General features: G+C 59.7%; 18 protein-coding genes and 1 pseudogene. 7 read left to right on the top strand and 12 right to left on the bottom strand.

The window, feature by feature from the left end:
- Positions 1 to 478 precede the first annotated feature (478 nt).
- Positions 479 to 1,549 carry an NAD-dependent epimerase/dehydratase family protein gene (locus ACV4UY_RS14775; protein ID WP_491608343.1) on the top strand — a complete coding sequence of 357 codons (1,071 nt, stop codon included), beginning with the start codon at positions 479 to 481 and terminating at the stop codon, positions 1,547 to 1,549.
- Positions 1,550 to 1,617: 68 nt separating this feature from the next.
- Here the strand turns inward: ACV4UY_RS14775 and ACV4UY_RS14770 are convergent, their stop codons facing one another.
- The 6 genes from ACV4UY_RS14770 to ACV4UY_RS14745 form a co-directional block, all read right to left on the bottom strand.
- Complete coding sequence (locus tag ACV4UY_RS14770; RefSeq protein ID WP_491608342.1) at positions 1,618 to 2,193, bottom strand: hypothetical protein; 576 nt, start codon at positions 2,191 to 2,193, stop codon at positions 1,618 to 1,620.
- A complete protein-coding gene (locus ACV4UY_RS14765) occupies positions 2,186 to 2,440 on the bottom strand; it encodes a hypothetical protein (protein ID WP_491608341.1) in 255 nt (84 codons plus the stop codon). Before ACV4UY_RS14765 ends, ACV4UY_RS14770 begins: the two co-directional genes overlap by 8 nt.
- A 153-nt stretch (positions 2,441 to 2,593) precedes the next feature.
- Positions 2,594 to 3,907 (bottom strand): methylenetetrahydrofolate--tRNA-(uracil(54)-C(5))-methyltransferase (FADH(2)-oxidizing) TrmFO, encoded by a 1,314-nt coding sequence (trmFO, locus tag ACV4UY_RS14760; RefSeq protein WP_491608340.1) that lies wholly within the window; start codon positions 3,905 to 3,907, stop codon positions 2,594 to 2,596.
- Positions 3,908 to 4,603: 696 nt separating this feature from the next.
- A complete protein-coding gene (locus ACV4UY_RS14755; RefSeq protein ID WP_491608339.1) occupies positions 4,604 to 5,284 on the bottom strand; it encodes a hypothetical protein in 681 nt (226 codons plus the stop codon).
- Positions 5,281 to 6,552, bottom strand: coding sequence for an AAA family ATPase (locus ACV4UY_RS14750; RefSeq protein WP_491608338.1), 1,272 nt, complete (start codon positions 6,550 to 6,552; stop codon positions 5,281 to 5,283). The genes ACV4UY_RS14755 and ACV4UY_RS14750 overlap by 4 nt, the downstream gene beginning before the upstream one ends.
- A gap of 234 nt (positions 6,553 to 6,786) precedes the next feature.
- Positions 6,787 to 7,629 (bottom strand): SDR family NAD(P)-dependent oxidoreductase, encoded by an 843-nt coding sequence (locus ACV4UY_RS14745; RefSeq protein WP_491608337.1) that lies wholly within the window; start codon positions 7,627 to 7,629, stop codon positions 6,787 to 6,789.
- A gap of 299 nt (positions 7,630 to 7,928) precedes the next feature.
- Between ACV4UY_RS14745 and tyrS the strand changes: the two genes are divergently transcribed.
- The gene (gene tyrS, locus ACV4UY_RS14740; RefSeq protein ID WP_491608336.1) at positions 7,929 to 9,140 is read left to right on the top strand and encodes a tyrosine--tRNA ligase; all 1,212 of its coding nucleotides are present in this window, start codon (positions 7,929 to 7,931) and stop codon (positions 9,138 to 9,140) included.
- A gap of 15 nt (positions 9,141 to 9,155) precedes the next feature.
- Here the strand turns inward: tyrS and ACV4UY_RS14735 are convergent, their stop codons facing one another.
- From ACV4UY_RS14735 to ubiE, 6 genes are all read right to left on the bottom strand, one after another.
- Entirely contained in the window at positions 9,156 to 9,959 is an 804-nt protein-coding gene (locus ACV4UY_RS14735) for a sulfite exporter TauE/SafE family protein (RefSeq protein ID WP_491608335.1), read from the bottom strand.
- Between the two features lie 68 nt (positions 9,960 to 10,027).
- Entirely contained in the window at positions 10,028 to 12,811 is a 2,784-nt protein-coding gene (locus ACV4UY_RS14730) for a hybrid sensor histidine kinase/response regulator (protein WP_491608334.1), read from the bottom strand.
- 10 nt (positions 12,812 to 12,821) lie between these two features.
- Positions 12,822 to 13,823, bottom strand: coding sequence for an ABC transporter substrate-binding protein (locus tag ACV4UY_RS14725; protein WP_491608333.1), 1,002 nt, complete (start codon positions 13,821 to 13,823; stop codon positions 12,822 to 12,824).
- Positions 13,824 to 14,450: 627 nt separating this feature from the next.
- Positions 14,451 to 16,091: a 2-polyprenylphenol 6-hydroxylase gene (ubiB, locus tag ACV4UY_RS14720; protein WP_491608332.1), complete on the bottom strand. Its 1,641-nt coding sequence runs from the start codon at positions 16,089 to 16,091 to the stop codon at positions 14,451 to 14,453.
- A 7-nt stretch (positions 16,092 to 16,098) separates the two neighbouring features.
- On the bottom strand, positions 16,099 to 16,773 hold the full coding sequence (gene ubiT / locus ACV4UY_RS14715; protein ID WP_491608331.1) for a ubiquinone anaerobic biosynthesis accessory factor UbiT: 675 nt from the start codon (positions 16,771 to 16,773) through the stop codon (positions 16,099 to 16,101).
- A 5-nt stretch (positions 16,774 to 16,778) separates the two neighbouring features.
- Positions 16,779 to 17,528 carry a bifunctional demethylmenaquinone methyltransferase/2-methoxy-6-polyprenyl-1,4-benzoquinol methylase UbiE gene (gene ubiE, locus ACV4UY_RS14710; RefSeq protein WP_491608330.1) on the bottom strand — a complete coding sequence of 250 codons (750 nt, stop codon included), beginning with the start codon at positions 17,526 to 17,528 and terminating at the stop codon, positions 16,779 to 16,781.
- A gap of 270 nt (positions 17,529 to 17,798) precedes the next feature.
- Here ubiE and ACV4UY_RS14705 point away from each other — a divergent pair, with 270 nt between their 5' ends.
- The 5 genes and pseudogenes from ACV4UY_RS14705 to ACV4UY_RS14685 all read left to right on the top strand — a co-directional run bounded on the left by ACV4UY_RS14705 (position 17,799) and on the right by ACV4UY_RS14685 (position 22,531).
- Positions 17,799 to 19,658 carry a UbiD family decarboxylase gene (locus ACV4UY_RS14705; protein WP_491608329.1) on the top strand — a complete coding sequence of 620 codons (1,860 nt, stop codon included), beginning with the start codon at positions 17,799 to 17,801 and terminating at the stop codon, positions 19,656 to 19,658.
- A gap of 180 nt (positions 19,659 to 19,838) precedes the next feature.
- Positions 19,839 to 20,330 (top strand): TlpA disulfide reductase family protein, encoded by a 492-nt coding sequence (locus tag ACV4UY_RS14700; protein WP_491608328.1) that lies wholly within the window; start codon positions 19,839 to 19,841, stop codon positions 20,328 to 20,330.
- 17 nt (positions 20,331 to 20,347) lie between these two features.
- Positions 20,348 to 20,635, top strand: a complete 288-nt coding sequence (gene cutA / locus ACV4UY_RS14695) for a divalent-cation tolerance protein CutA (protein ID WP_491608344.1) — start codon at positions 20,348 to 20,350, stop codon at positions 20,633 to 20,635.
- Positions 20,636 to 21,111: 476 nt separating this feature from the next.
- Positions 21,112 to 21,234, top strand: a pseudogene (gene cutA, locus ACV4UY_RS14690) (divalent cation tolerance protein CutA); the annotation flags it as partial.
- A 568-nt stretch (positions 21,235 to 21,802) separates the two neighbouring features.
- Positions 21,803 to 22,531: a cytochrome c biogenesis CcdA family protein gene (locus ACV4UY_RS14685; protein WP_491608327.1), complete on the top strand. Its 729-nt coding sequence runs from the start codon at positions 21,803 to 21,805 to the stop codon at positions 22,529 to 22,531.
- Positions 22,532 to 22,585 lie beyond the last annotated feature (54 nt).

Below are 22,585 nucleotides of genomic sequence, written 5' to 3'. Positions count from 1 at the left end.
TGATCTGGCTTGAATAGGGTTGATATTATTATTGAATGTCAACACGCCCTACAAAAAAGCGTTTTTTCGCGTTTTTTGCGAAAAAACGCTGCGCGCTGCCTTGGCTGCGGCATCGTTTCGCGCTGTTGGCGAAACGATGCCGCGAACATGGCCCGGAATCAGGCCACCGGAGGTGGATTAGGTGCCGACGTGCAATTCGCCCTGAGTCGTTGCCCAAAAGCGGCAACGACTCAGGGCACATGAGACCGCGCGCTTGCGCCAATTTTCGCAAAAGGACGCGAAAATTGGCTTATCGTGAAAAGCGCGCGAAAAGCAAAGGCAAAAATATAAGTCCCAAGGGCTTTGCCCTTGGATCCCACCAGGGGCCCTTGGCCCCTGGACCCCGCCAAGTGTAGGAGTCCTGAATCCATCGCCCTTGGCCTCTGGACCCCGCCAATGTAGGGGTTCTGAATCGTTCCTTTCAAATGAGGGAAATCGTATGAGCATCGCCATGGTTACCGGATCCGCCGGCTTGATCGGCGCCGAGACCGTCCGTTTCCTCTCGGCCCAAGGGATGACCGTTTTCGGCATCGACAACGACATGCGTCGCTATTTCTTCGGCGATCAGGCCAGCACCGATTGGGCACGCCGGGAGCTGGAGCAACAATTGCCGGATTATCGCCATCACGCCCTCGACATCCGCGACGCCACGGCGATCGACACCCTCTTCGCCGCATATGGCGCAAACATCCAACTCATCGTCCACACCGCCGCCCAACCCTCTCACGACTGGGCGGCCAAAGAGCCCTTGGTGGACTTTTCCATCAACGCCAACGGCACCCTGAACCTCCTGGAGGCCACGCGCCGCCACTGCCCGGAAGCCACCTTCATCCATTGCAGCACCAACAAGGTGTACGGCGATACCCCCAACCAGCTGCCGCTCGTCGAACGGCCCACCCGCTGGGAGCTTGATCCCGCCCATCCCTGGGCCAAAAATGGCATCGACGAGACCATGAGCATCGACCATTCCACCCACAGCCTGTTCGGTGTCTCCAAGGTGGCGGGTGACCTGTTGGTGCAAGAGTACGGGCGCTATTTCGACATGAAAACCGCCTGCTTCCGTGGCGGCTGCCTCACCGGACCAGGCCACTCCGGCGCGCCATTGCACGGCTTCCTCTCCTATCTCATGAAATGCGCGGTCACCGGCACTCATTACACCGTGCTGGGCTACAAAGGCAAACAGGTGCGCGACAACATCCACTCCCATGACCTGGTGAACGCCTTCTGGCACTTCTTCCAAAACCCGCGCGTGGCGGCGGTCTACAACATCGGCGGCTCGCGTCACGCCAATTGCTCGATGCTCGAAGCGATCACCTTGTGCGAGGAGATCACCGGACGCCCGATGAACTGGTCCTATCAGGAACAAAACCGCATCGGCGATCACATCTGGTGGATCGGCAGTGTCGAGCGTTTTCGTCGGGATTACCCGGAGTGGCAGTACACCCGCGACATTCGCGGCATTCTGCAAGAGATCCACGACGCCTTGAGCGAACGGGTGTTGGGACGATAAAAAAGGCCCGATGTGGGCCTCTTCATGGGTCGCGGGGATATGGCCGCCCGGTGTCGGGCCTGCCTGGTTCAGGATTTGAAGATCAGGGATAATTCGCGGAAATTGGGAGCATGCCAAAGCAGGTGGTACATGATCAATTTTTGGTCGTCACAATTTTCGATCATTATATCTAGAGTATATTGATAGATGTTCTTATTGATCTCATCTCGATTTAAAAGTAATTTTTCTGACCAGGCGATCGAATACCCGACAAGCAGCGCGAAGAACGGATCCAGCCAGATGAATTCGCCTTTGATTGCCTGTCCATAAATGCGCATTGGTTTGATGCGATTCAACCAGGCGGTGACGGCGGCAGCCTTGCGTGGCAAAGAAGGTGCATCCGCGAATTTATGAATCAAGGATGCCCGGTATAGATCGATGAACGCGGATTCGATGGCAACGCGCAGCAGCGCCGGTTCCAACTTAAGCGATGATTCTGGAATGTTTTCATCAACTAAAGTTTTACCATGGGTCGCAAGAAAAAAAGCGAAGCAGTTGTAAAATGCCTCCATGGAATATGTGGTGACATCCGTGATAAATGTTTGAGCTTCTGGCAACGCCAGCATCTGCTCCAGTTTTTCACCGGTCACAAAAGGCCTACACATGCGCCTCCTCCTCGACGGGAGTTGCTTCGGCGACGGGAGTTGCTTCGGCGACGGGAGTTGCTTCGGCCTGTGAGGAGCGCCTTTTCACCGGAGGAAATTTGGGAAGACCCCATCCCCAACCGTTATCACTGTTTTCGGTCACATGACAGGCGACGCTTCGCGGTTGATTGAAAGCGCGCGCTGCTTCTTCGCGCAATTCGTCTGACATGCACTCCGGGAAATCGGCTGCTGTCCAGATTTTGGTCATTGGGCCACCATGGATTCTTAATGGGTACATCATAACGAATAATAAAAGCAAAAAACATACCATGTTGGTCAGTGCATGTGTGTATCATTGCATGTCGCACAACATTCTGTCAACGATAAAAACAAATAAACAGCCAAAACAAGGTTATATAACTCAGATTTTATCCTTCCACCCCTCCAGCGCCGTCAGGGCCCGTTTGGCCATGACCGGTTTGCGATCCACCTTGCGACATTTTTCCGTCAGCGGCGGGAAAAGACCGAAATTGATGTTCATCGGTTGAAAGGTCTCCGGATCGCCGTGGGTCACATGGCGCAGCAGGGCGCCGTGGGCGGTTTCGGCGGGAGGTGTTTCGGGCAGTTCGCCCGTGCGCAGCCAGGTGGCGAGAAAAATCCCCACCATCAGTCCCGAGGCTGCGGACTCCACGTATCCTTCCACGCCGGTGATCTGGCCGGCCATGAAGATCGACGGCTGGCTTTTCAAGCGCAGGTGGTCGTCAAGCACCGTGGGACCATGAATGTAGGTATTGCGATGGATCGCCCCCAGGCGGGCGAACTCGGCGTTTTCCAGGCCGGGAATGGCGCGAAAGATCCGTTTCTGTTCCGGCCAGGTGAGTTTGGTTTGGAAGCCGACCAGATTCCAGAGTGTTCCCTGGCGGTTATCCTGTCGGAGCTGAACCACCGCGTGGGGGGTGGTATTGTTCTGGTGAGGATCCCGGAGTCCCACCGGTTTCATGGGACCGTACCGCAGGGTTTCGGGACCGCGCGCGGCCATCACCTCGATGGGCAGGCATCCTTCGAAGTAGACCGGTTTTTCGAAGGGGCGGCACGGTACCTGTTCGGCTGCGAGCAGATCGGTGATGAAGGTATTGTATTGGGTTTCGTCCAGCGGGCAGTTGATGTAATCCGCCCCGCCCTTGTCGTAGCGGGATTGTCGGAAGGCGCGGCTGAAATCGATGGAATCCAGATGCACGATGGGTGCGAGCGAATCATAGAAATAGAGCCGTTCCTTGCCGAGTCGTTCTTCCAGTGCCGCGGCCAGGGCATCGGAGGTGAGCGGACCGGTGGCGATCACGGTGGGCAGGTCATTATCGGGCAGGGTGGTGATTTCGGTGCGGATTAATTCGATGTTCGGGTGGTTGGTGATCCGATCGGTGATCCACTGGGAGAAGCCGTCGCGATCCGCGGCCAGGGCGCCGCCTGCCGGGGTGCGGTTGGCGTCCGCGGCGGCCAGGATCAGGCTGTCGAGCAGGCGCATCTCCTGGTGCAGGAGTCCGACGGCGTTGTGTTGCCAGTCATCCGCGCGCAGGGAGTTGGAGCAGACCAACTCGGCACAGCGATCGGTATGGTGGGCTGGGGAGGAGCGTGTGGGGCGCATTTCGAGCAATTGAACGCGGATGTCGCGATTGGCCAGTTGCCAGGCGGTTTCGGAACCGGCCAAGCCGGCGCCGATGATGCGGACGGTATTCATGGGAGAGATGAGATTCCGATAGGTAAGATGCCGAAATTGGCGGGGTCCAGGGGCCAATGGCCCGTTCCGATAGGTAAGATGCCGAAACTGGCGGGGTCCAGGGGCCAATGGCCCGTTCCGATAGGTAAGATGCCGAAACTGGCGGGGTCCAGGGGCCAATGGCCCCTGGTGGGGTTCGGGGCGAAGCCCTGAGGTTTGGCTTTTGACTTTTCCATTCTTTCTTTGCTTTTCACGCGCTTTTCACGCGCTTTTCACGCGCTTTTCACGCGCTTTTCACGCGCTTTTCACGATAAGCGGTTTTTCGCGTCTTTTGCAAAAAACCGCGCAAGCGCGCGGTCTCGTGTGCCCCCTCCGTTGCCCGTCAGGGCAAAACGAGGGGGCGAATTGCTCACGGGAAGCGCGCCGCCTCCGGCGGCCTGTTTGAGGCAAGGCAAGCCCCCATTGTTTGCCAAAAACGCAAACGATGGGGGCTTGCAAGGCAGCGCGCAAGCGATTTTCACAAAAGACGTGAAAATCGCTTTTTTTTGCAGAGCGCGCCAAAAGTTAAAGTCAAAAAAAAGCAAAAGTCAAAAACAAAACCTCGGAGGCTCTGCCTCCGAACCTCCGCCGGGGACCTTCGCCCCCCGGTCCCCCGCAACGGTTGAAGTCTGATTTCACCGTCCGGACCCGCCCCGATCCCTCGCAACGGTTGCCTGCCTACACCTCCCGCCGCGCCAACCGATACCAGGAAAGCACCAACTCATGCAGATCGGTCCCCGCCTCCGTCGGCCACGAACGATCCATCTCCCCACCCTGCCGCAACCGACTCATCCGCCGGGCACGCCCCACCGCCTCACCCAAATGCCCGACCGTGCGCGCATGCAACCCGGACACATGCACTCCCACGGTCTTTTTCAACAAACTCTCCACCCGCTTGCGCACGACTTCGGCCTGACAACAATCCGGATCCACATCCTCGAAATGCCACAAGATCCATAACAAAAACGACGGACGACAAACGATCGGACGAGGCCGCAACGCAATCCGCTCCCAGACAGCCTCCTCCAAAGCGCACCACTCCGCGTCCATGCGCGCCACATCGCCACCATCCCACTCCCACACCACATGCGCACGCTGAAAGGGACCAGCCCGCTTGTGCCACTCCAGACACACCGAGACCACCATCTCCAGACCGCTCACAGACGCAAACGTGATTCTATCATCGATCTCCAGAGCCACGGCCAGTTCCCGCAGATAGCTCAAGGCCGGCTCCGGGGCCACGACGAGAAAATGATTTCGCGCCGGGTGTCTGGGGGTGACGCGCTCCAATGAGGCGCCATCGCGCTCGCGGATCGTCCGGATCGCTCCCCTGCCCACCCGATGCGCGCTGGCGGTCACAACGCCTTGAACCGCTTGAGCGTCGGCACGGCGCCGAAATCCCCCTCCAGATATCGACGCTGCAAGGGGGCCCCCTGCTCGATGTCGAAATCGGAAATGGGATACAGTTCGCTGCACCGATCGCCGCTCTTTTCCATCATCCAGAACTGATCACGCCGGAAAGTACCCGGATCCATGAGCGCGGTATCATGGGTGGTACTGATCAGTTGGGCGCGCTGTTGATTGCTGCCCACGTCGTGCATCAGGCCAAAAAGAAACTTGACCAGATGGTGATGCAGGCTGGTATCCATCTCATCCATGAACAGCACGCGCCCCTGTCCCAGAATGTTCATCCACGGCCAGGCCAGGGCAAACAGCTTTTGGGTGCCGCGCGATTCGGCATCCCAGGGCAAAAGCACCGGCTTGCCGGTATCGGCGGTGGAACGTTCGAAACGGATCTCCGTGACCAGGGTATTGGACATCTCTTTTTGCAGGGCAGCACGCACGTCCGGGGGGAGATCTTCCATGCCCAACTCGCTCATGGCACGACTCTCCAGTCGGATCCCCTCGATGTCCATATCCGCCTGATTGAGGAATTTCAACACCTTCAATCGCCCCTCGGCATCCTTGCACAACGAGGCGGAAAACTCCTTGCTGATCTCCGCGTGGGGACGGAACACCCGCAACCGTTTGTCGAACCAGTCGAAAACCGGTCGCAACACCGCGCTGTTGAGCTGAATGGCGGTGGAGAGAAACAAGGCGTTCTTGCGGGTGGCATCGCGCCACACCTCCCGGTTGCCGGTGAGGTATTTCTTGTGGAGATTCCACACCTCCTTGCCGCTCTCCGCATCCAGATAGCGTTCGAACCACCGTTGCGGTCGTCCGCTCGGGTAGGCGATCAGCCACTCGTGGACCACCCGTTCGCGGGTCACCGAAAAACCGTACTGATAGCGCACCTCGTCTTCGACGAAAATCATCTCGAAGGTGCTCGGGGAGAGGGAACTTTTGCTGTTGAGCAGAAACGGATAGACATCGATCGGATCCCCCTCCTGTCCCTTGGAGGAGTTGAGCACGAAATCCCACATGAACAGCGCGGCGCGGATCAGGTTGCTCTTGCCCGAGGCGTTGGGACCGTAGATTACCGCCGATTTCAGGAGTTTTGGCATGCGGGCCAGACCGGTGGCAAAGGTGTTTTCCTGATTTTCCCGATAATTGCCACTGGCCGCCAGGCTCAGGGTCTGGCGTTCGCAAAAGGAGAGATAGTTGTTGACGCTGAATTCGATGAGCATGCGAACAATCCGTCGTGGATGGTGTTCAAACGTGCATGATGGGGGGGAGAACCCCCTCACCCCCGACCATGGACCTCCCTTGCGGGGGATTCACGATCAAGCGGAAAAAATGGATCCCGATCCAAATTCATCGCGCGGCGCGCGAGTCGTTCTCATCATGCGCGAACCCCGGCCAAACCGCAAGAGACGATGCCCTGCCAATGGTTCCCGGCGCGGCTGGATTTTCCTGGCGGTTCAAAGCCAGGCGCGGGCCAGGATGGCATCCGTCACCCGATCCGGCAGGAGCCGTTTCAACAACGCAAACAGATGGGTGGGGGTGGTCACGCGGTAGCGAATGCGTGGTTTTGGGCTTTCCAGTGCGTGGATCACCTTGGCCAGCACCGCCTCGGGGGGTAGGGAGAAGCTTCCGCCCCCTTGTTGGCTTTTTTGTCGAAAATGATTCTCCATGGCCTGGTAGCGGTCCGCGTGCCGGCTGGATTCCGCGTCCACATGTCGTTTGAAGGCCAGGGTGGCGTTGGCGCGAAAACGTGTTCGGATCGGGCCGGGTTCGATCAGGATAAAACGAACCCCGGTCCCTTGCCACTCCAGACGCAGGGTGTCGGTCAGCCCTTCCAGGGCGTATTTGCTGGCCACGTAGGCTCCCCGGTAGGGCAACGCCACGAAACCCAGCACCGAGCTGTTCTGAATCACCCGGCCATGGCCCTGGCGTGCCATCACCGGCAGCACCAGACGGGTCAATTCGTGGGTGCCGAACAGATTGGTTTCGAACTGGGCCCGCAACGCGGTGCGACTCAAATCTTCCACCGCTCCCGGTTGGCCGAAGGCGCCGTTGTTGAACAGGGCGTCCAGGGTGCCGCGGGTTTGGGCGAGGGTCCAGCTGACCGCTTGCCGGATCGAGGCCGAGTCATCCAGGTCCAAAAGATGACTTTCGAAACCCAGGTCGATGAGGCGCCGCACGTCCGTGTGTTGACGCGCCGTGGCGAAGACCCGATGGCCGCGGGCGCGCAGTCCCTGGGCCACGCACAGTCCGATGCCGCTCGAGCAGCCGGTGATCAGAATGGTGGAGGGGGTAATCAATCCGGAAGTTCTCGTCTGGTGATCAGGATGGTGAAGTCAACGTTCTCACCGGGGAGGGTTGCCGTCCTCGGCAGGGACGGGGTAGCGCCCCGCGACTTCGATTTTTTAATATTATGACTTTAAACCGCACCCATCAGACGCGGTTCAAGAGCCTGCCCGGCAATCGCCAGACAAACGCCATATCCCCCACAACCCGAATCGACGCTGCCGGTGGCAATGTGGATCCGGTTTGGCTATAGTGACAGATCGGACCCGTCAAGCCGGGATCCACCTTCAACCCCATCCTTGGACACGATACGATGAAATCCGTTGCAGAACAAATGGCCATCATCCGTCGGGGTACGGTGCAGATCCTCTCCGAGGATGCGCTCGCTCAAAAACTCACCCGCGCCATCCAAACCAACACCCCCTTGAAGATCAAGGCCGGTTTCGATCCCACCGCGCCGGATCTCCATCTGGGTCACACGGTCCTGTTGCAGAAAATGCGCCAGTTCCAGGAGCTTGGTCACGAAGTGATCTTCCTGATCGGCGATTTCACCGGCCTGATCGGCGATCCCACGGGAAAAAGCGAAACCCGCAAACCCCTCTCGCCCGAGGCGATCGCCGCCAATGCCGAAACCTACAAGGCTCAGGTGTTTCGCATTCTCGATCCCCAAACCACCCGCGTGGTCTTCAACAGCGCCTGGATGAACGCCATGACCGCAGCGCAGATGATCCAACTCGCGGCCAGGCAGACCGTGGCCCGCATGCTCGAGCGGGACGATTTCACCAAACGTTACAAGGCCGAACGCCCGATCGCCCTGCACGAGTTCCTCTATCCCCTGGTGCAGGGATATGACTCCGTGGCCCTGCATGCCGACGTGGAGCTGGGCGGCACGGATCAGACCTTCAATTTGTTGATGGGCCGCGAGCTGCAAAAGGAGTACGGCCAGGAGCCGCAATGCGTCATCACCCTGCCGATCCTCGAAGGGCTGGACGGGGTGCAAAAAATGTCCAAGTCGCTCAACAACTACATCGCCATCCAGGATCCCCCCGATGAGATCTTCGGCAAGCTCATGTCGATCCCGGATGCGATCATGTGGCGTTATTTCGATCTGTTGTCGGATCGCTCCCTGGAGGAGATCCGTCACATGGAACGGGAGACCCGCGCGGAACGGTTCCATCCCATGGAGGCCAAAAAGCAGCTCGGCGTCGAGTTGACCGCCCGCTTTCATGGCGCCGCGGAGGCCAGACATGCCCGCGAACGGTTCGAAGCCCGCTTCTCTCAAAAGGAGATCCCGGAAGATTTGCCGGAAATCAGCGTGGAGAGTGCCGGTGAGCCGTTGGGTCTCGTCGATGCCATGCGCCTGGCTGGCATGGTGGCTTCGAACTCCGAGGGGATTCGGCTGGTGCGTCAGCAGGCGGTGAGCGTCGATGGGGTCAAGGCCGATGATCCGCGCCTGATGCTGGCACCCGGCTCCCATCGGATCAAGGTGGGCAAGTTGCGCCATGCGGTGGTGGTGATCCGGTGATGCGGCCTGAACCGCTCACCGCAAGGCCAGCTTGACCCCCACGACCACCAGGAAAATCCCGAACCCCTTTTTCAACAGGATCGGATCCAGCACATGGGCGAGACGCACCCCCAGCCGGGTGGTGAACAGCGTGCCGGTGACGATGCCGACAAAGGCCAGCGGGTGAAAAAAGCCGAGCGTTCCCTCGGGCAGGGCCGGGTGATGCCAGCCGGCATGCACGAAACCAATCGCGCCGATCAGGGCCAGGGGCATCCCGATGGCCGAGGAGGTGCCCACCGCCTGACGCATCGGCAGTCCGGAAAGCAGGGTCAACGATGGGACCGACAGGGTGCCCCCGCCGATGCCGAACAAGGAGCTGATGGTGCCGATCACGATGCCCAGTGCCGGGGTGACCGGATCCGGAATCCGTTGCGCGCCGGAGTGCTGGGGCCTGGCGCGCACCATCTTGAGGCCCACCGCGATTTCGAACAGTCCGAACAGCACGATCAACATCTTGCCGCTCATGACGGCGGCCAGTTGCGAGCCGATCCAGGCGCCGATCAGGGTGCCGGCGAGGTAGAGGCGTGCCAGTCTCCAGTTCACGCCGTCCCGTTGATGGTGCGCCCAGGTGGCCGAGATGTTGGTGATGACGATGGTGGCCAGCGACGTGCCGACCGCCAGCTGCATGACGACCGACGGATCGACCCCATCCAGATGAAAGAGAAACAGCAGGGCCGGCACCACGATGATACCACCCCCGACGCCGAACATGCCGGCGATGAGTCCAGCGGCCAGGCCACAGAGCATGTAGGCGGGTAAATGGGTGGAGAGCAAGGCCATGATCGTGTCCGGTGGCGATTGGAACGCGCGGAAAGCGCACGGATCCCCCCCACGGGGGCGTCGTCCGGTCAGTTCGCGTGGTGAACCACGACCGGGGCGATGGAAGCGGCGATCCGTTGCAGAACATCCAGCAACGTGCGCTTCTTGATTGGCTTGGAGAGATAGAAATCGCATCCAGCCTCCTGACTGCGTTCCACCTCCCCTTCGATGGCATGGGCGGTCAGGGCGATGATCGGCAGGTGGCGGGAACCATGCTCCCGCTCCCACTGTCGAATGTGGCGCGTGGCGGTATAGCCGTCCATGCGGGGCATCTGGACATCCATGATCACCACGTCGAACCGCTCCTTCCGTACCTGGGCGAGCGCTTCCATCCCATCGTTGGCGATCACCAGGACGTGATCGGTCTTCATGAGATAGGCCTTGATGAGCAGTTGATTTTCAAGGGTATCTTCCGCCAGCAGAATGTGCAGTCCCCTGGCATCCGTGGCAGGGGATCCCTGGCTGGCGATGCGCTGCAAGGCGTCCAGAAACGTCATCCGGTCGATCGGCTTGATCAGGTACGCGTCGAACTCGCTGGCCTGATCGCGTTGCGCCTCCTCCTCGGCATGGCCGGAGAGGGCGATGATCGGCACCGGTGTGCGCCGCATCTCCTTCTCCCAGGCGCGAATGCGACGGGTGGCCGCGGTCCCGTCCAGGACCGGCATCTGCAGATCCATGAACACCACGTCGAACGGTTCCGTCTGAACGCGCGCCGCCGCGTCCATCCCATCCGTGACCATGACCAATCGATGGCTGGTGCCGTTCAGAAATCCCTGGATCACCATCTGGTTCACGAGCTGGTCTTCCGCCAGCAGAATGCGCAGACTTCGCGAGCCGTCATGGGTGGATGACCGGTTCGGAGTGGTCCGGGTCGCCGGCACTTCGACCGCTCGGACCGGCAAGGTGAAAAAAAAGGTGCTGCCATGGCCCAGACGGCTCTCCACCCAGATCTCCCCGCCCATCAACTCCACCAGGCGCTTGGAGATGGCCAGTCCCAGACCCGATCCACCATAGCGTCGCGTGATGCTGGCATCCGCTTGAATGAACTGTTCGAAAATGTCGTGGATCTGCTCCATGGCAATGCCGATTCCGGTATCCACGATTTGAAACAGCACCATCCCCGCTTGCTGGGGAAAGGGGCTCAAGGTCGCCTCCACATGGCCGTGATGGGTGAATTTGATGGCATTGCCCAACAGATTCACCAGGATCTGACGCACCTTCCCGTGATCGCCCAGCACCATCTCGGGCATGCCGGGTTGCACGGTCACCTTCAACGCAAGACCTTTCTTCTCGGCAACCACCCGCATCGACTGCACGGTCTCCCGAATCACCCGCGGGAGCGAAAAAGGCGCCTCCACCAGGGCGATCCGTCCGGCCTCGATGCGGGAGAAGTCCAGAATGTCGTTGATGATCCCCAACAGAGCCTTGCCGGAGTGGTACATGGTCTGGGCAAAATGGCGCTGGGAGTCGTCCAGGTCGGTTTCCAGCAGGATCTCGGACATGCCCAACACCACATTCATCGGCGTGCGAATTTCATGACTCATGGCCGCCAGGAATTCGCTCTTGGCTCTCGCCGCCTTTTCCGCCTGCTCCTTGGCTTCGCGCAACCGCTTTTCGTTTTCCCGCAGAATCTCCTCCCCGCGCTTGCGCTCGGTGATGTCCGTGGCGATGGCGCACACCGCATAGGGGTTGCCATCCACGTCCCTTAGCGGAAAACGAATGAAGATGTAAAAATGCGGGCCATCATCATGCGGGACGATCTCATCGGTCTGGATCGGGGTCGCGCTGGAGAGGGACAGCCGGTCGTTGGCCTCGAAGATCGCCGCCTGCTCGGGCGGAAAGATGTCGAAATCGGTTTTGCCCGCCAGATCCTGGTTGGCAACATGGAACAGCTCTTCATGCTGGCGGTTGATGAACAGATAGCGCCCGCGCAGATCCTTCATGAAAACCAGCGCCGAGGTGTTGTCCAGAATCGAGCGCAGGCGCGCTTCGCTGATCTGAAGCTCCCGGTGGGCGTTTTGAAGCGCCTCGTTGTTTTTTTGCGCCAGCTTTTCCAGCTTGCGGCGCGCATCGATCTCCAACACCAGGTTGTCGGTCATGGCATTGATGGAGCGGGCCAGATCGGTGAACTCATCCGCGCCACCCGTTTCGATGCGGTGGGTCAGATCCCCGTCGGCGATGATGCGGGTGCTGTCATGCAGGGGGATCAGACGCCGGTTGATCAGGCGCACCAGCCGCGACAGCACCAGGATGGTGAGGGTGGTCAGGATGCTGGTGAGCAGGATGACCAGAACAGCCAGGCGCATGTAGTTGTGATTCATCCGTTTGGCGGTTCGATCTTGCAGATGCATGATCGCATCGTGGATGGTCGCGGATCTCAACAGGAGCTGACTGGAGAGGCGTTGCAGATATTCGTTGTGAATTTCATAATTTAATGTATCGGTCTTGATTTTTTCGATTATCTTGGTCAATCTGTCAAACTGGATGACCGAGTACTCGGCATTGATGAGGATGCTGGAGATGATCTCTTGATAGTCGGGTGTTTGATATTGAAGCTTGGCCTGTTCCAGGATCTGCATGAAGGCCTGATTGCTTTCGTTCCAGCGCATGCGGGTCAATTCTTCATGATCATGCGCATATCTGTCGCTGCTCGAGGTGCGATCAAAAAAAATCGATTGAATTTTATGGGCCAGTTGGAAGGCATCGTTGGCGTCGTTGGCGGCATCGTAGGACCAGATGAGAAAGGGGACCAGAACGACGATAATAGCTATCGTGACGATCACAATCGCATTCAACTGGCTTGTTACGCGCATGGTGTTGAATCTACCTGTTGCCACTAAACGCTTGTGGTTTGACAGCCATGAGGCTGTCCGAATGAATGAACTGGCGGAAGTCCGGCATCTCCGTCTGTTCGGTCAAGCGATGCTTCATGGCCCATCTGGATTCATCTTCTAAGGTGATTACAAGCCTCTTGTCAAGCACCAGTTGATAATTGAAAACACTCCACACCTCACGCACCAGGTCCAAATCGGTTTTCGTCGCGGTGGACATGATGGCCTGAGCCTCGGCGGGATTCAGGTGGCTGAAATCCTCGGCCTTGACGAGGGCGCGCAGGAATCGTTTCACGGTTTCCGGATTGTTGTGGACATAATCCTGATGTGCGGCGACATTGTAGGTTTCGGTATAGATGGTCGGATCGGCGAAGAGAATCCCGTTCTTTCCGAGTTGTTTGCTGATTTGCGTCAGGGGGTAGTTCCAGGTGGAGACCGCATCCACCTTCCGATCCATGACGGCCTCCTGCATCTCTTCGGGTTTCAGGGGGACGGTCTGGATATCCTCGCGCCGGAGCCCGTTGGCGGTCAGCAGCGAATCCAGAAAGAAATCCGAGGTGGTACCGGGCGTGAAGCCGATGCGTTTGCCTTTCAGCTCCGCGGGTTGGGCGATGTCGGCATCCCTTCTGGCGACGATCGCGTTGTTCAAGCCACTGGCCTCGATGTTGGCGATGATGAAAATCTTTTCGCCCTTGAGCACATTGAACATGAAGGGGGTTTCGGCGACCGTGGCGAAAACGGCCTTGTGGTCCAGCAGCGATTGCAGGGAGGCCTTGCCAAAGGTGTGGAGAATGGATTCGATTTCAAGCCCCTCCTCGGCAAAGTAGTTTTTGGCCACCGCAACCTGAATCAGGGTGCTTTGCGGCTGATTCGTATAGGCCACGGCAATTTTCTGAAGCGGAACCGTCACCCGTGGCTTGGTATCCGGGGCGGGCGCCTGGTCGCACCCCATGAGCAGGGCCAGGCACAAGGGAATCAGTTGGTTCATGCGCATGATTGGTATCTCCCCACGGTGTTGCAGGTGCCGCGAACCGGTGATGAACCTTTTCGCAATCAAAGTTCTGTTCTCACGCATGCCAGACGCCCTGGCGAGTCGTCGGGCCACGTTTGCCGATCACAGGATGGGGCTGGCTTCTCTCGACATTGGCCATGATCGACGGATCGATGGCGTGGAAAAACCGGTCATGCCGATGATCAAGGCCCCCGCGAACAGGCGGACCCCAACTAATGCTCGTCGTCGCGCCTGGCCATTTTATGCGATTTGCGGGCGCTTTCCGAGTCATTTTCCGCATAAATCTTGTTTTTCGTGGGATTGTTGGAAAAAAATGGCGATTTTCTACCAGAACCAGGGGAGGTGGTATTCAGGCGCGGGGCGTGGAAGAGTCCTTGCATCGATCCGGGTTGGGGGATTGGGACAAAATCGATGCGTGCCAAACGAAACAGGTTTACCATGGAACTCCCGAAGAGAGGTCCATGGATGGGGGTGAGGGGGTGTTCCTCCCATCAGGCAAGTTATTAACAAATCATTAACAAGTAAAATTATAAAACAATGCAGTAGCCGGACACGGTTTTCCTTTCTGAACCTTCGGAAACATCGGAAGAGGTTGTTCTCGTTACCGTATTACCGAATGGGTCGCATGCCGCGCATGAAATAGATCGCCGCCAGGCCGAGCGGCGGACCGAACCACCAGACCGACAGGCCCGCGGATACCATGATCGCGCCGCCCACGAAGAGCGCGGCACCGGTGATCGAGGCCGACTGGCGATGGAAACCCAATCCGAGGCGTCGCTCCAGGCGGGCCAGGGAGGCGGAGTGGATGTGGAGACGGACCCGATCGGTGGCCAGCCGTTCCAGACCGTTGTAGAGCAGCTCCGGGAGCATGGCCACGGCATCGTTGGTCTTTTTGACCCGCTCCTTCATCTCGCGCATCTTGCCGACCGGACCGAGGTGTTCGATCATCCAGTCGGTGATCAGCGGCTCGGCCAACAGCCACATGTTCAGATCCGGATTGATCTCGCGACCCACCCCTTCGAGGGTGAACATGGTTTTTTGCAACAGCAGCAGTTGCGGCTGCACCGGCATGTCGAACTGTTCGGTCACCTTGAAGAGCTGGGCGAGCAGCTTGGCGATGGAGATCTCCTTCAAGGGTTGGCCGAAGATCGGCTCGCCGATCTGGCGGCAGGCATCCTCGAACTCTTCGAGATTGGTGCCGCGCGGGACCAGCCCCCCTTCCAGGTGGACTTCGGCCACCTTGCGGTAGTTGCGATCCAGAAAGCCGCGCATCAGTTCGGCCAAAAGGATCCGATCCCGCATCGAGATCCGTCCGATGATGCCGAAATCGAGGATGGTCAGGGTGCCGTCCGGGCGCACGAAGATGTTGCCGGGGTGCTGATCGGCGTGGAAAAAACCATCCCGGAACACCTGCTTGAAAAAACAGGTGATGATGTTGCGGGAGATCTTGGTCGCGTCGTGTTTGAGTTCCGGATGCAGGGAGAGTTCGTCGATGGGGATGCCGTCGCACCACTCCAGGGTGAGCACCCGGCGGGTGGTGAGGGGCCAGAGCACGGCCAGGGCATGCATCTCCGGATCGTGCTTGAAGTGATCGCGGAACTTCTGGGCCCGTCCGCCCTCTACCAGAAAGTTCATCTCGTTGCGAATGGTGGCCGCGAATTCATCCACCACCCGACGGCTCTGGAACCGTTGCAGCTCTGGGATATGGGTTTCGATGAGGTTGGCCAGGGTGGTGAGCATCTGGATATCCTGCTCCACCAGCGACTCCACATCGGGGCGCATCACCTTGACCGCCACCTCCTGGCCGTCGCGGGTGAGGGCGCGGTGGACCTGGGCCATGGAGGCCGAGGCCACCGGGGTGGGATCGAAGCGGGAGAAAAACTGCTCGACCGGACCGTCCAGATCGTCGGCGATAATGCGGCGTACCGTCTCGATGGGGAACGGCGGAACCTCGTCCTGGAGTTTCTTCAACTCCAGACCGACCCCCTCGGGCAGGGCATCCATGCGGGTGGAGAGGGCCTGGCCGAATTTGATGAAGGTGGGTCCCAGCTCTTCGAGGATGCGACGCAGCCGGGCCTCCGGGGTGAGGGTGCGACGCAGCCGGCGCACGCCGGGCCAGAGCCCCACCAGCCAGGCGAGCAGGCGCAGAGGCAGGAAGCGCGAGGCCAGGGGTTCGGCGTCGTAGATGGCCAGGATGCTCAGGATTCCGAGCATCCGGCGCACGGTGCGGACATTGGTCAGAAGGAGCATCGCCGGGCTATTCGGTGGGATGCGGGTGGGCGGCCAGGATCGCGAACCGTTTCGAGGCGCGGGCGATGCGTCCCTCGAGTCGGTCCAGCTCCTTGGTCATGGCCTCGGACTGGTTCTTGAGCGACTGGAGATGCGCGGCGCGCGGCGCGTTCTGACGGTTGATCCAGGCCTCCAGATTCGATTCGACATGGGTCTTGCCGGTCTCGATCCGTTTTTCGGTGCGGCGCGCCAGATCCATCAGCACCTTGGAACCCTGGCTGCCGAACAGGACCGCCAGCTCCTTTTCCCAGTCGATCTCCACATTGTCGAGGATGTTCTTGAAACGCAGACCGGTATCGGTCTCCCCGGAAAGTTGCAGCTGGCGCGAGAAGAAAAGCGAATCCGGATCCGTGGTGGAGAAGAGCAGCGACAGAAAGGCGCTGGTCTTGCCGGACATCACCACATGGGGCAGGGAGTCGGCATAGGTGTGGATGAGTACGTCGCCGGCATCGGTCACCTCCATGAAGAAGGATTGGGATTGATCCTCGACGTGGAACTCGAAGATCTTGCCGGAAAGTTCCGTGAGCCGCTCCTTGAGTTCCGGGTAGCGCTTGAAGAACAGATTGAGCACGATGCTCAAGGTCACGGCGGTCACCGGTTTCGGAAGCAGTTGCAAGGGCATGGCGATCAGGGAGGCGAGCATGGCGATCACACCTTGTGGCCGATATGCACGGCGGCGATGCCGCCGGTGAGATTGTGGTAGTGGACCTGAAACAGGCCGGCATCCTCGAGCATGGCCTTGAAGCGCTGTTGTTCCGGGAAACGGCGGATCGACTCCACCAGATATTGATAGGCGTCGCGATCCTTGGCCACCCAGTGGCCGATCTCCGGCAGAATCCGAAAGGAATAGGTCTCGTAGAAGGGTTTCAACAGGGGCAGGGCGACATGGGAGAACTCCAGGCACAAAAACTGACCGCCGGGACGGAGCACGCGGGTCATTTCGGCGAGTGCCGCCTCGATCTGGGTGACGTTGCGGATGCCGAAACCGATGGTGACCGCGTGGAAGGTGTTGTCCGGAAAGGGGAGCTGTTCGGCATTGCCCTGCACCCAGCGGATGCCGGCCACGCACCCCTGATCGGCCAGGCGACCGCGACCCTGTTCGAGCATGGCGGCGTTGATGTCGAAGATGGTGATATTCCCCTGGCCATGGATCTTTTCGTGCATGAGTTTGGCCAGATCCCCGGTGCCGCCGGCCACGTCGAGCAGGCGGTCGCCAGGCTTGATGCGCAGCCGGCGGATGGCGAACCGTTTCCAGAGCCGATGGACACCCATGGACATCAGATCGTTCATCAGGTCGTAGCTCTGGGCGACCGAATCGAACACCTGACGGACCTTGTGGACCTTTTCGCTCAAGGGGATTTCGCTGAAACCGAAGTGGGTGGTGGACGCTTCGCTCATGAAAGCGGGAACTCCTCTTGAAATTTAAGTACGTCGTTTGGCTTTTCCGATTGGAGATCGGGTTGCCGGGGATTCTAACGATGTTGCGGCGGATTGGAAACCGTTTCCCGACAAATTTTCGATAATTGTCTATTTCTTGATCAAAAATCACCAACCGGTGGGGTTGGCGCGGGATTTCCCAGGTCGAAGGCGCGGGGCTCTCCCGGATGATCGCGAAATGAAACGAGATCCCTTATTCTTCTTTGTTGAATCGATGTAGAATTCAAGCCCATGACGAACGCACAGCCTATCCCATCCACCGGTCCACGCGCCTTCCGCGATCTGCGGGAGTTCATCCATCTGTTGTCGGCGCGCGGTCTTCTGGTCACCATCGACGAACCGGTCGATCCCCGCCTGGAGATCACCGCCATCTGTCAGCGCCTGTTGCACGCCGGCGGACCGGCGGTGCTGTTCACCCGTCCGAAGGGCTGCGCCATGCCGATCCTGGCCAATCTGTTCGGCACCGAGGAGCGGGTGGGCCTGGCCATGGGACGTCGGGTCGAGGAGCTGGAACAGCTGGGTGAACTGCTCTCCGCGCTGCGCCATCCGGAACCGCCCCGGGGATGGAAGGATGCCCGTGATCTGGTCACGCGTCTGGCCCGGGTGCGTCACATGCCCACCACCACCCTGCGACGTCCCCCGTGCCGGGAGATCGTCTGGGAAGGGGAGTCGGTGGATCTGGGACGGCTGCCGATTCAGACCTGCTGGCCTGGGGATGCCGCGCCGCTCATCACCTGGGGGTTGGTGGTGACCCGTGCGCCGGAGGGCGGACCCTTGAATCTCGGCGTCTACCGCATGCAGCTGTTGGACCGCCGGCGGGTGATCATGCGCTGGCTGGCCCATCGCGGCGGGGCGCAGCACCTGCGCGCCTGGGGCGGACGTCCGATGCCGGTCTCGGTGGTGATCGGCTGCGATCCCGGCACCCTGCTCGCCGCGGTGACCCCGGTCCCGGAGAGTCTTTCCGAGTACGCCTTTGCCGGACTGCTGCGCTCCAGCCGCGTCGAGGTGGCCCCCGAACGCGCTCCCTATCCGCCGGTGCCGGCTCATGCCGAAATCGTGCTCGAGGGGATGGTCGATCCTGACACCCTCGTCGACGAGGGACCTTTCGGGGACCATACCGGCTATTACAACGAAGTGGACCGCTTTCCGGTCTTCACGGTCGAGCGCATGAGCATGCGCCGCGAGGCCATCTATCTCTCCACCTTCACCGGGCGTCCGCCGGATGAGCCGGCCATCCTGGCCCTGGCCCTGAACCGGATCTTCACCCCACTGCTGAAAAAACAGTTCCCGGAGATTCGCGGCTTCCATCTCACCATGGAGGCCTGCTCCTACCGGGTGGCGGTGATCGCCTTGGAAAAGGGCTATCCGGGTCACGCCTTCCGGGTGATGGCCGGATTGTGGGGCTTCTTGAGACAATTCCTCTATGTGAAGCATGTCGTGGTGGTCGATCCGGGGGTGGCGATCGACGATTGGGGCGAGGTGCTCGGCGCCATCGAACAACAGGTCCATGGTGGTCGCGACCTGCACATCCTGCGCAACACGCCGATCGACTACCTGGATTTTTCCTCGCCGTTGTCCGGCCTGGGTGGCAAGATGGGGATCGATGCCACGCGCAAATGGCCGGTCGAGAAGCGCGCCGCATCCCCCTTGCCGGAGATCCGGGGCGAGGGCATGCGCGGTTGGCTGGATCGATTGCGCGCTCGCGAACCGGATGTATTGGAAGGATTTTCCCTGCCAGGCGGACGGATGTGCATCCTGCGGGTGGAGGCCCGCAACCGTCCGGGTCTGGGCAACCGGGTGATCGATGGGGTATGGGATCTGGTCGCCCCTGGGGAGGGTGCCGATCAGGTGTGGATCGTGGATGGGGATACCCGTGTGGATTCGTTGGCGGATCTGGCGTGGTCGATGGCCACCCGGACCGATCCGGGCAGGGATGTGCGGGTGGAGGCGGAAACGGGCCGTTGGGCCGTGGATGCCACGTCGCGAAGTCGCGGCGAAACCGGACGGGATTGGGGGGTGCCGTTGGTGATGGATCCCGAGATCGAGGCCAGGGTGGCTGAAAAATGGCGCCGATTGGGTTTGTCGTCTTAAGGAAACAAACCGCAACCCGTTTGGAATGGATCGGTTTGTCGTGGAACTCCCGTCAGGGTGGTCCATGGTGGGGGTGAGGGGGTGATCCTTCCATCATCACAAGTTTCTGTCGAGAAAAGAGCGTTTGGGAGACCCTTCTCCAAGGGTTTTGCTTTTGACCATGATTGCAAGGTGCCTGGGATGACACGACGCCTGCTTGTATTTGCATTCGCACTCGTACTGTTCATGCTGCCGCTGCATGCGGCGGATGATACCGGGATCAACACGCCGTTGACCCTCACGGATGGCAAGACGTTGCGTCTGCCGGAGTTGAAGGGCAAGGTGGTGTTGGTGAACTTCTGGGCCACCTGGTGTCCGCCCTGTCTGGAGGAGATTCCGGAGCTGATCAAGCTGCAATCGACTTACGCGGAGCGTGGATTGGTGGTCTTGGGCATTGATTACATGGAGAAGCCGGATCGGGAGAAGCTGGTGCGGTTCATGGAGGAGCAGGGGATCAACTATCCGGTGGCCTATGGTGAGACGCGGGTGGTGCAGGGGTTGGCCAAGGCGTTGGGGGGGGTGTTCGCGTTGCCGGTGACGAAGGTATTGGATCGTGAGGGCAAGGTGGTCAAGGCGCATGTGGGTGGTTTGAATTTCAACGATATGAAGAAGATGGTGGAGCCGTTGTTGTGACCGATGCGTTGGTGGTGATGACGACCGCGCCGGACGAGTCGCTGGCCGAGTCGCTGGCCGAGGTGTTGGTGACAGAGGGATTGGCGGCCTGTGTGCATATTCTGCCGGCGGGGCGATCGATTTACCGGTGGCAGGGGGAGGTTCACAAGGAACCGGAGTGGACGTTGTTGATCAAGACGGACCGTGCCCGATTTGTGCCGATGCGGACGCGGTTGGTGGTGTTGCATCCGTATGAGGTGCCGGAGATTCTCGCGTTGCCGGTGGAGGATGGGAATCCGGCCTATTTGGCGTGGTTGAAGGGGTGAGGCGATCAAACCGTCGCAGGGCGGGGGACCGAAGATCCCCGGCGGAGGTCCGGAGGCAGAGCCTCCGGGACTGTGCCCTTGTTTTTGACTTTAGCGCGCTCTACAAAAGAGCTTTTTTTCGCGTTTTTCGCGAGAAAAAGCTTGCGCGCCGCCTGGGTTCCTTGGGACGTTTTGCAAAGGCGCAAAACGTCCCAAGGAACCCTTGCCTTGAACAGGCCGCCGGAGGCGGCTATAACTTGCATGATGGGGGAGACCCCCTCACCCCCCGTACCATGGACCTCCCTTCGGGAGTTCCACGGTAACCGCCGCGCGCCATGTGCCCCCTTCATTGCCCTGACGGGCAACGGAGGGGGCACATGAGACCGCGCGTTTGTGCCCATTTTCGCAAAAGACGCGCAAATGGGTTTATCGATGAAAAGCGCGCGAAAGGCAAAATCAAAGGATAAAGTCCCAAGGGCGTTGCCCTTGGAACCCACCGTGCCCGATTTGTGCCGATGCGGACGCGGTTGGTGGTGTTGCATCCGTATGAGGTGCCGGAGATTCTCGCGTTGCCGGTGGAGGATGGGAATCCGGCCTATTTGGCGTGGTTGAAGGGGTGAGGCGATCAAACCGTCGCAGGGCGGGGGACCGAAGATCCCCGGCGGAGGTCCGGAGGCAGAGCCTCCGGGACTGTGCCCTTGTTTTTGACTTTAGCGCGCTCTACAAAAGAGCTTTTTTTCGCGTTTTTCGCGAGAAAAAGCTTGCGCGCCGCCTGGGTTCCTTGGGACGTTTTGCAAAGGCGCAAAACGTCCCAAGGAACCCTTGCCTTGAACAGGCCGCCGGAGGCGGCTATAACTTGCATGATGGGGGAGACCCCCTCACCCCCCGTACCATGGACCTCCCTTCGGGAGTTCCACGGTAACCGCCGCGCGCCATGTGCCCCCTTCATTGCCCTGACGGGCAACGGAGGGGGCACATGAGACCGCGCGTTTGTGCCCATTTTCGCAAAAGACGCGCAAATGGGTTTATCGATGAAAAGCGCGCGAAAGGCAAAATCAAAGGATAAAGTCCCAAGGGCGTTGCCCTTGGAACCCACCAGGGGCCCCTGAACCCCGATGATTGAGAACCGTTCCGACCGTCCCCACTCCCACCCATCATCCACCGCCACGACGACAAAGGTACACCACCATGGAAGTCACCTACGCCGCCGCCTTCTTCGCCGGGTTGCTCTCTTTTCTCTCCCCGTGCGTCCTGCCCCTGGCCCCGGCCTATATCAGCTTCATGAGCGGCATCTCGGTCGAACAACTGCGCCAGGGCAACGATGCCCAATCCGCTTGGCGGGCCGGCTGGCACAGCCTGTGGTTCGTGCTGGGCTTTTCGCTGGTGTTCATCGGCCTGGGAGCCTCGGCGACCTATCTGGGCCAGCTGCTCTTGAACCACATGCAACTGCTCGCCAAATTGGGCGGCGCCGTGATCGTCCTGTTCGGACTCCACTACATGGGACTGTTCCGCATCAACTGCTTGAACTTCGAAGCCCGCTTCAACCCGGAAAAGAGACCTTCCGGCCCCCTGGGAGCCTTCCTGATCGGCCTGGCGTTCGCATTTGGCTGGACCCCGTGCGTGGGACCGATCCTGGCCGGGATCCTGGCCGTGGCCGGTGGACAGGATAACATCGCCCAGGGGGTCTCCCTGCTGGCGGTCTATTCGGCAGGATTGGGGGTGCCGTTCCTGATCACCGGCGTGGCGATCAACATCTTCTTCGGCGTTTTCGAACGGGTGCGGGTCCATCTGCACAAGATCGAGATGATTTCCGGCGCCTTGTTGACCCTGGTGGGTTTAATGATTTTCTTTGGCGATTTCAATAGGATATCCAGCCTTATCCTGCAATGGTTTCCGGGTTTGGCCAGGCTCGGCTGAAAAAAATGCAATCGATGTGCTTTTTCCTGTTGACCTGCACGCTGGAATTTCCTA

It is taken from the genome of Candidatus Magnetaquiglobus sp., assembly GCF_058402785.1.
This window is presented reverse-complemented; position numbering and strand designations above follow the sequence as displayed.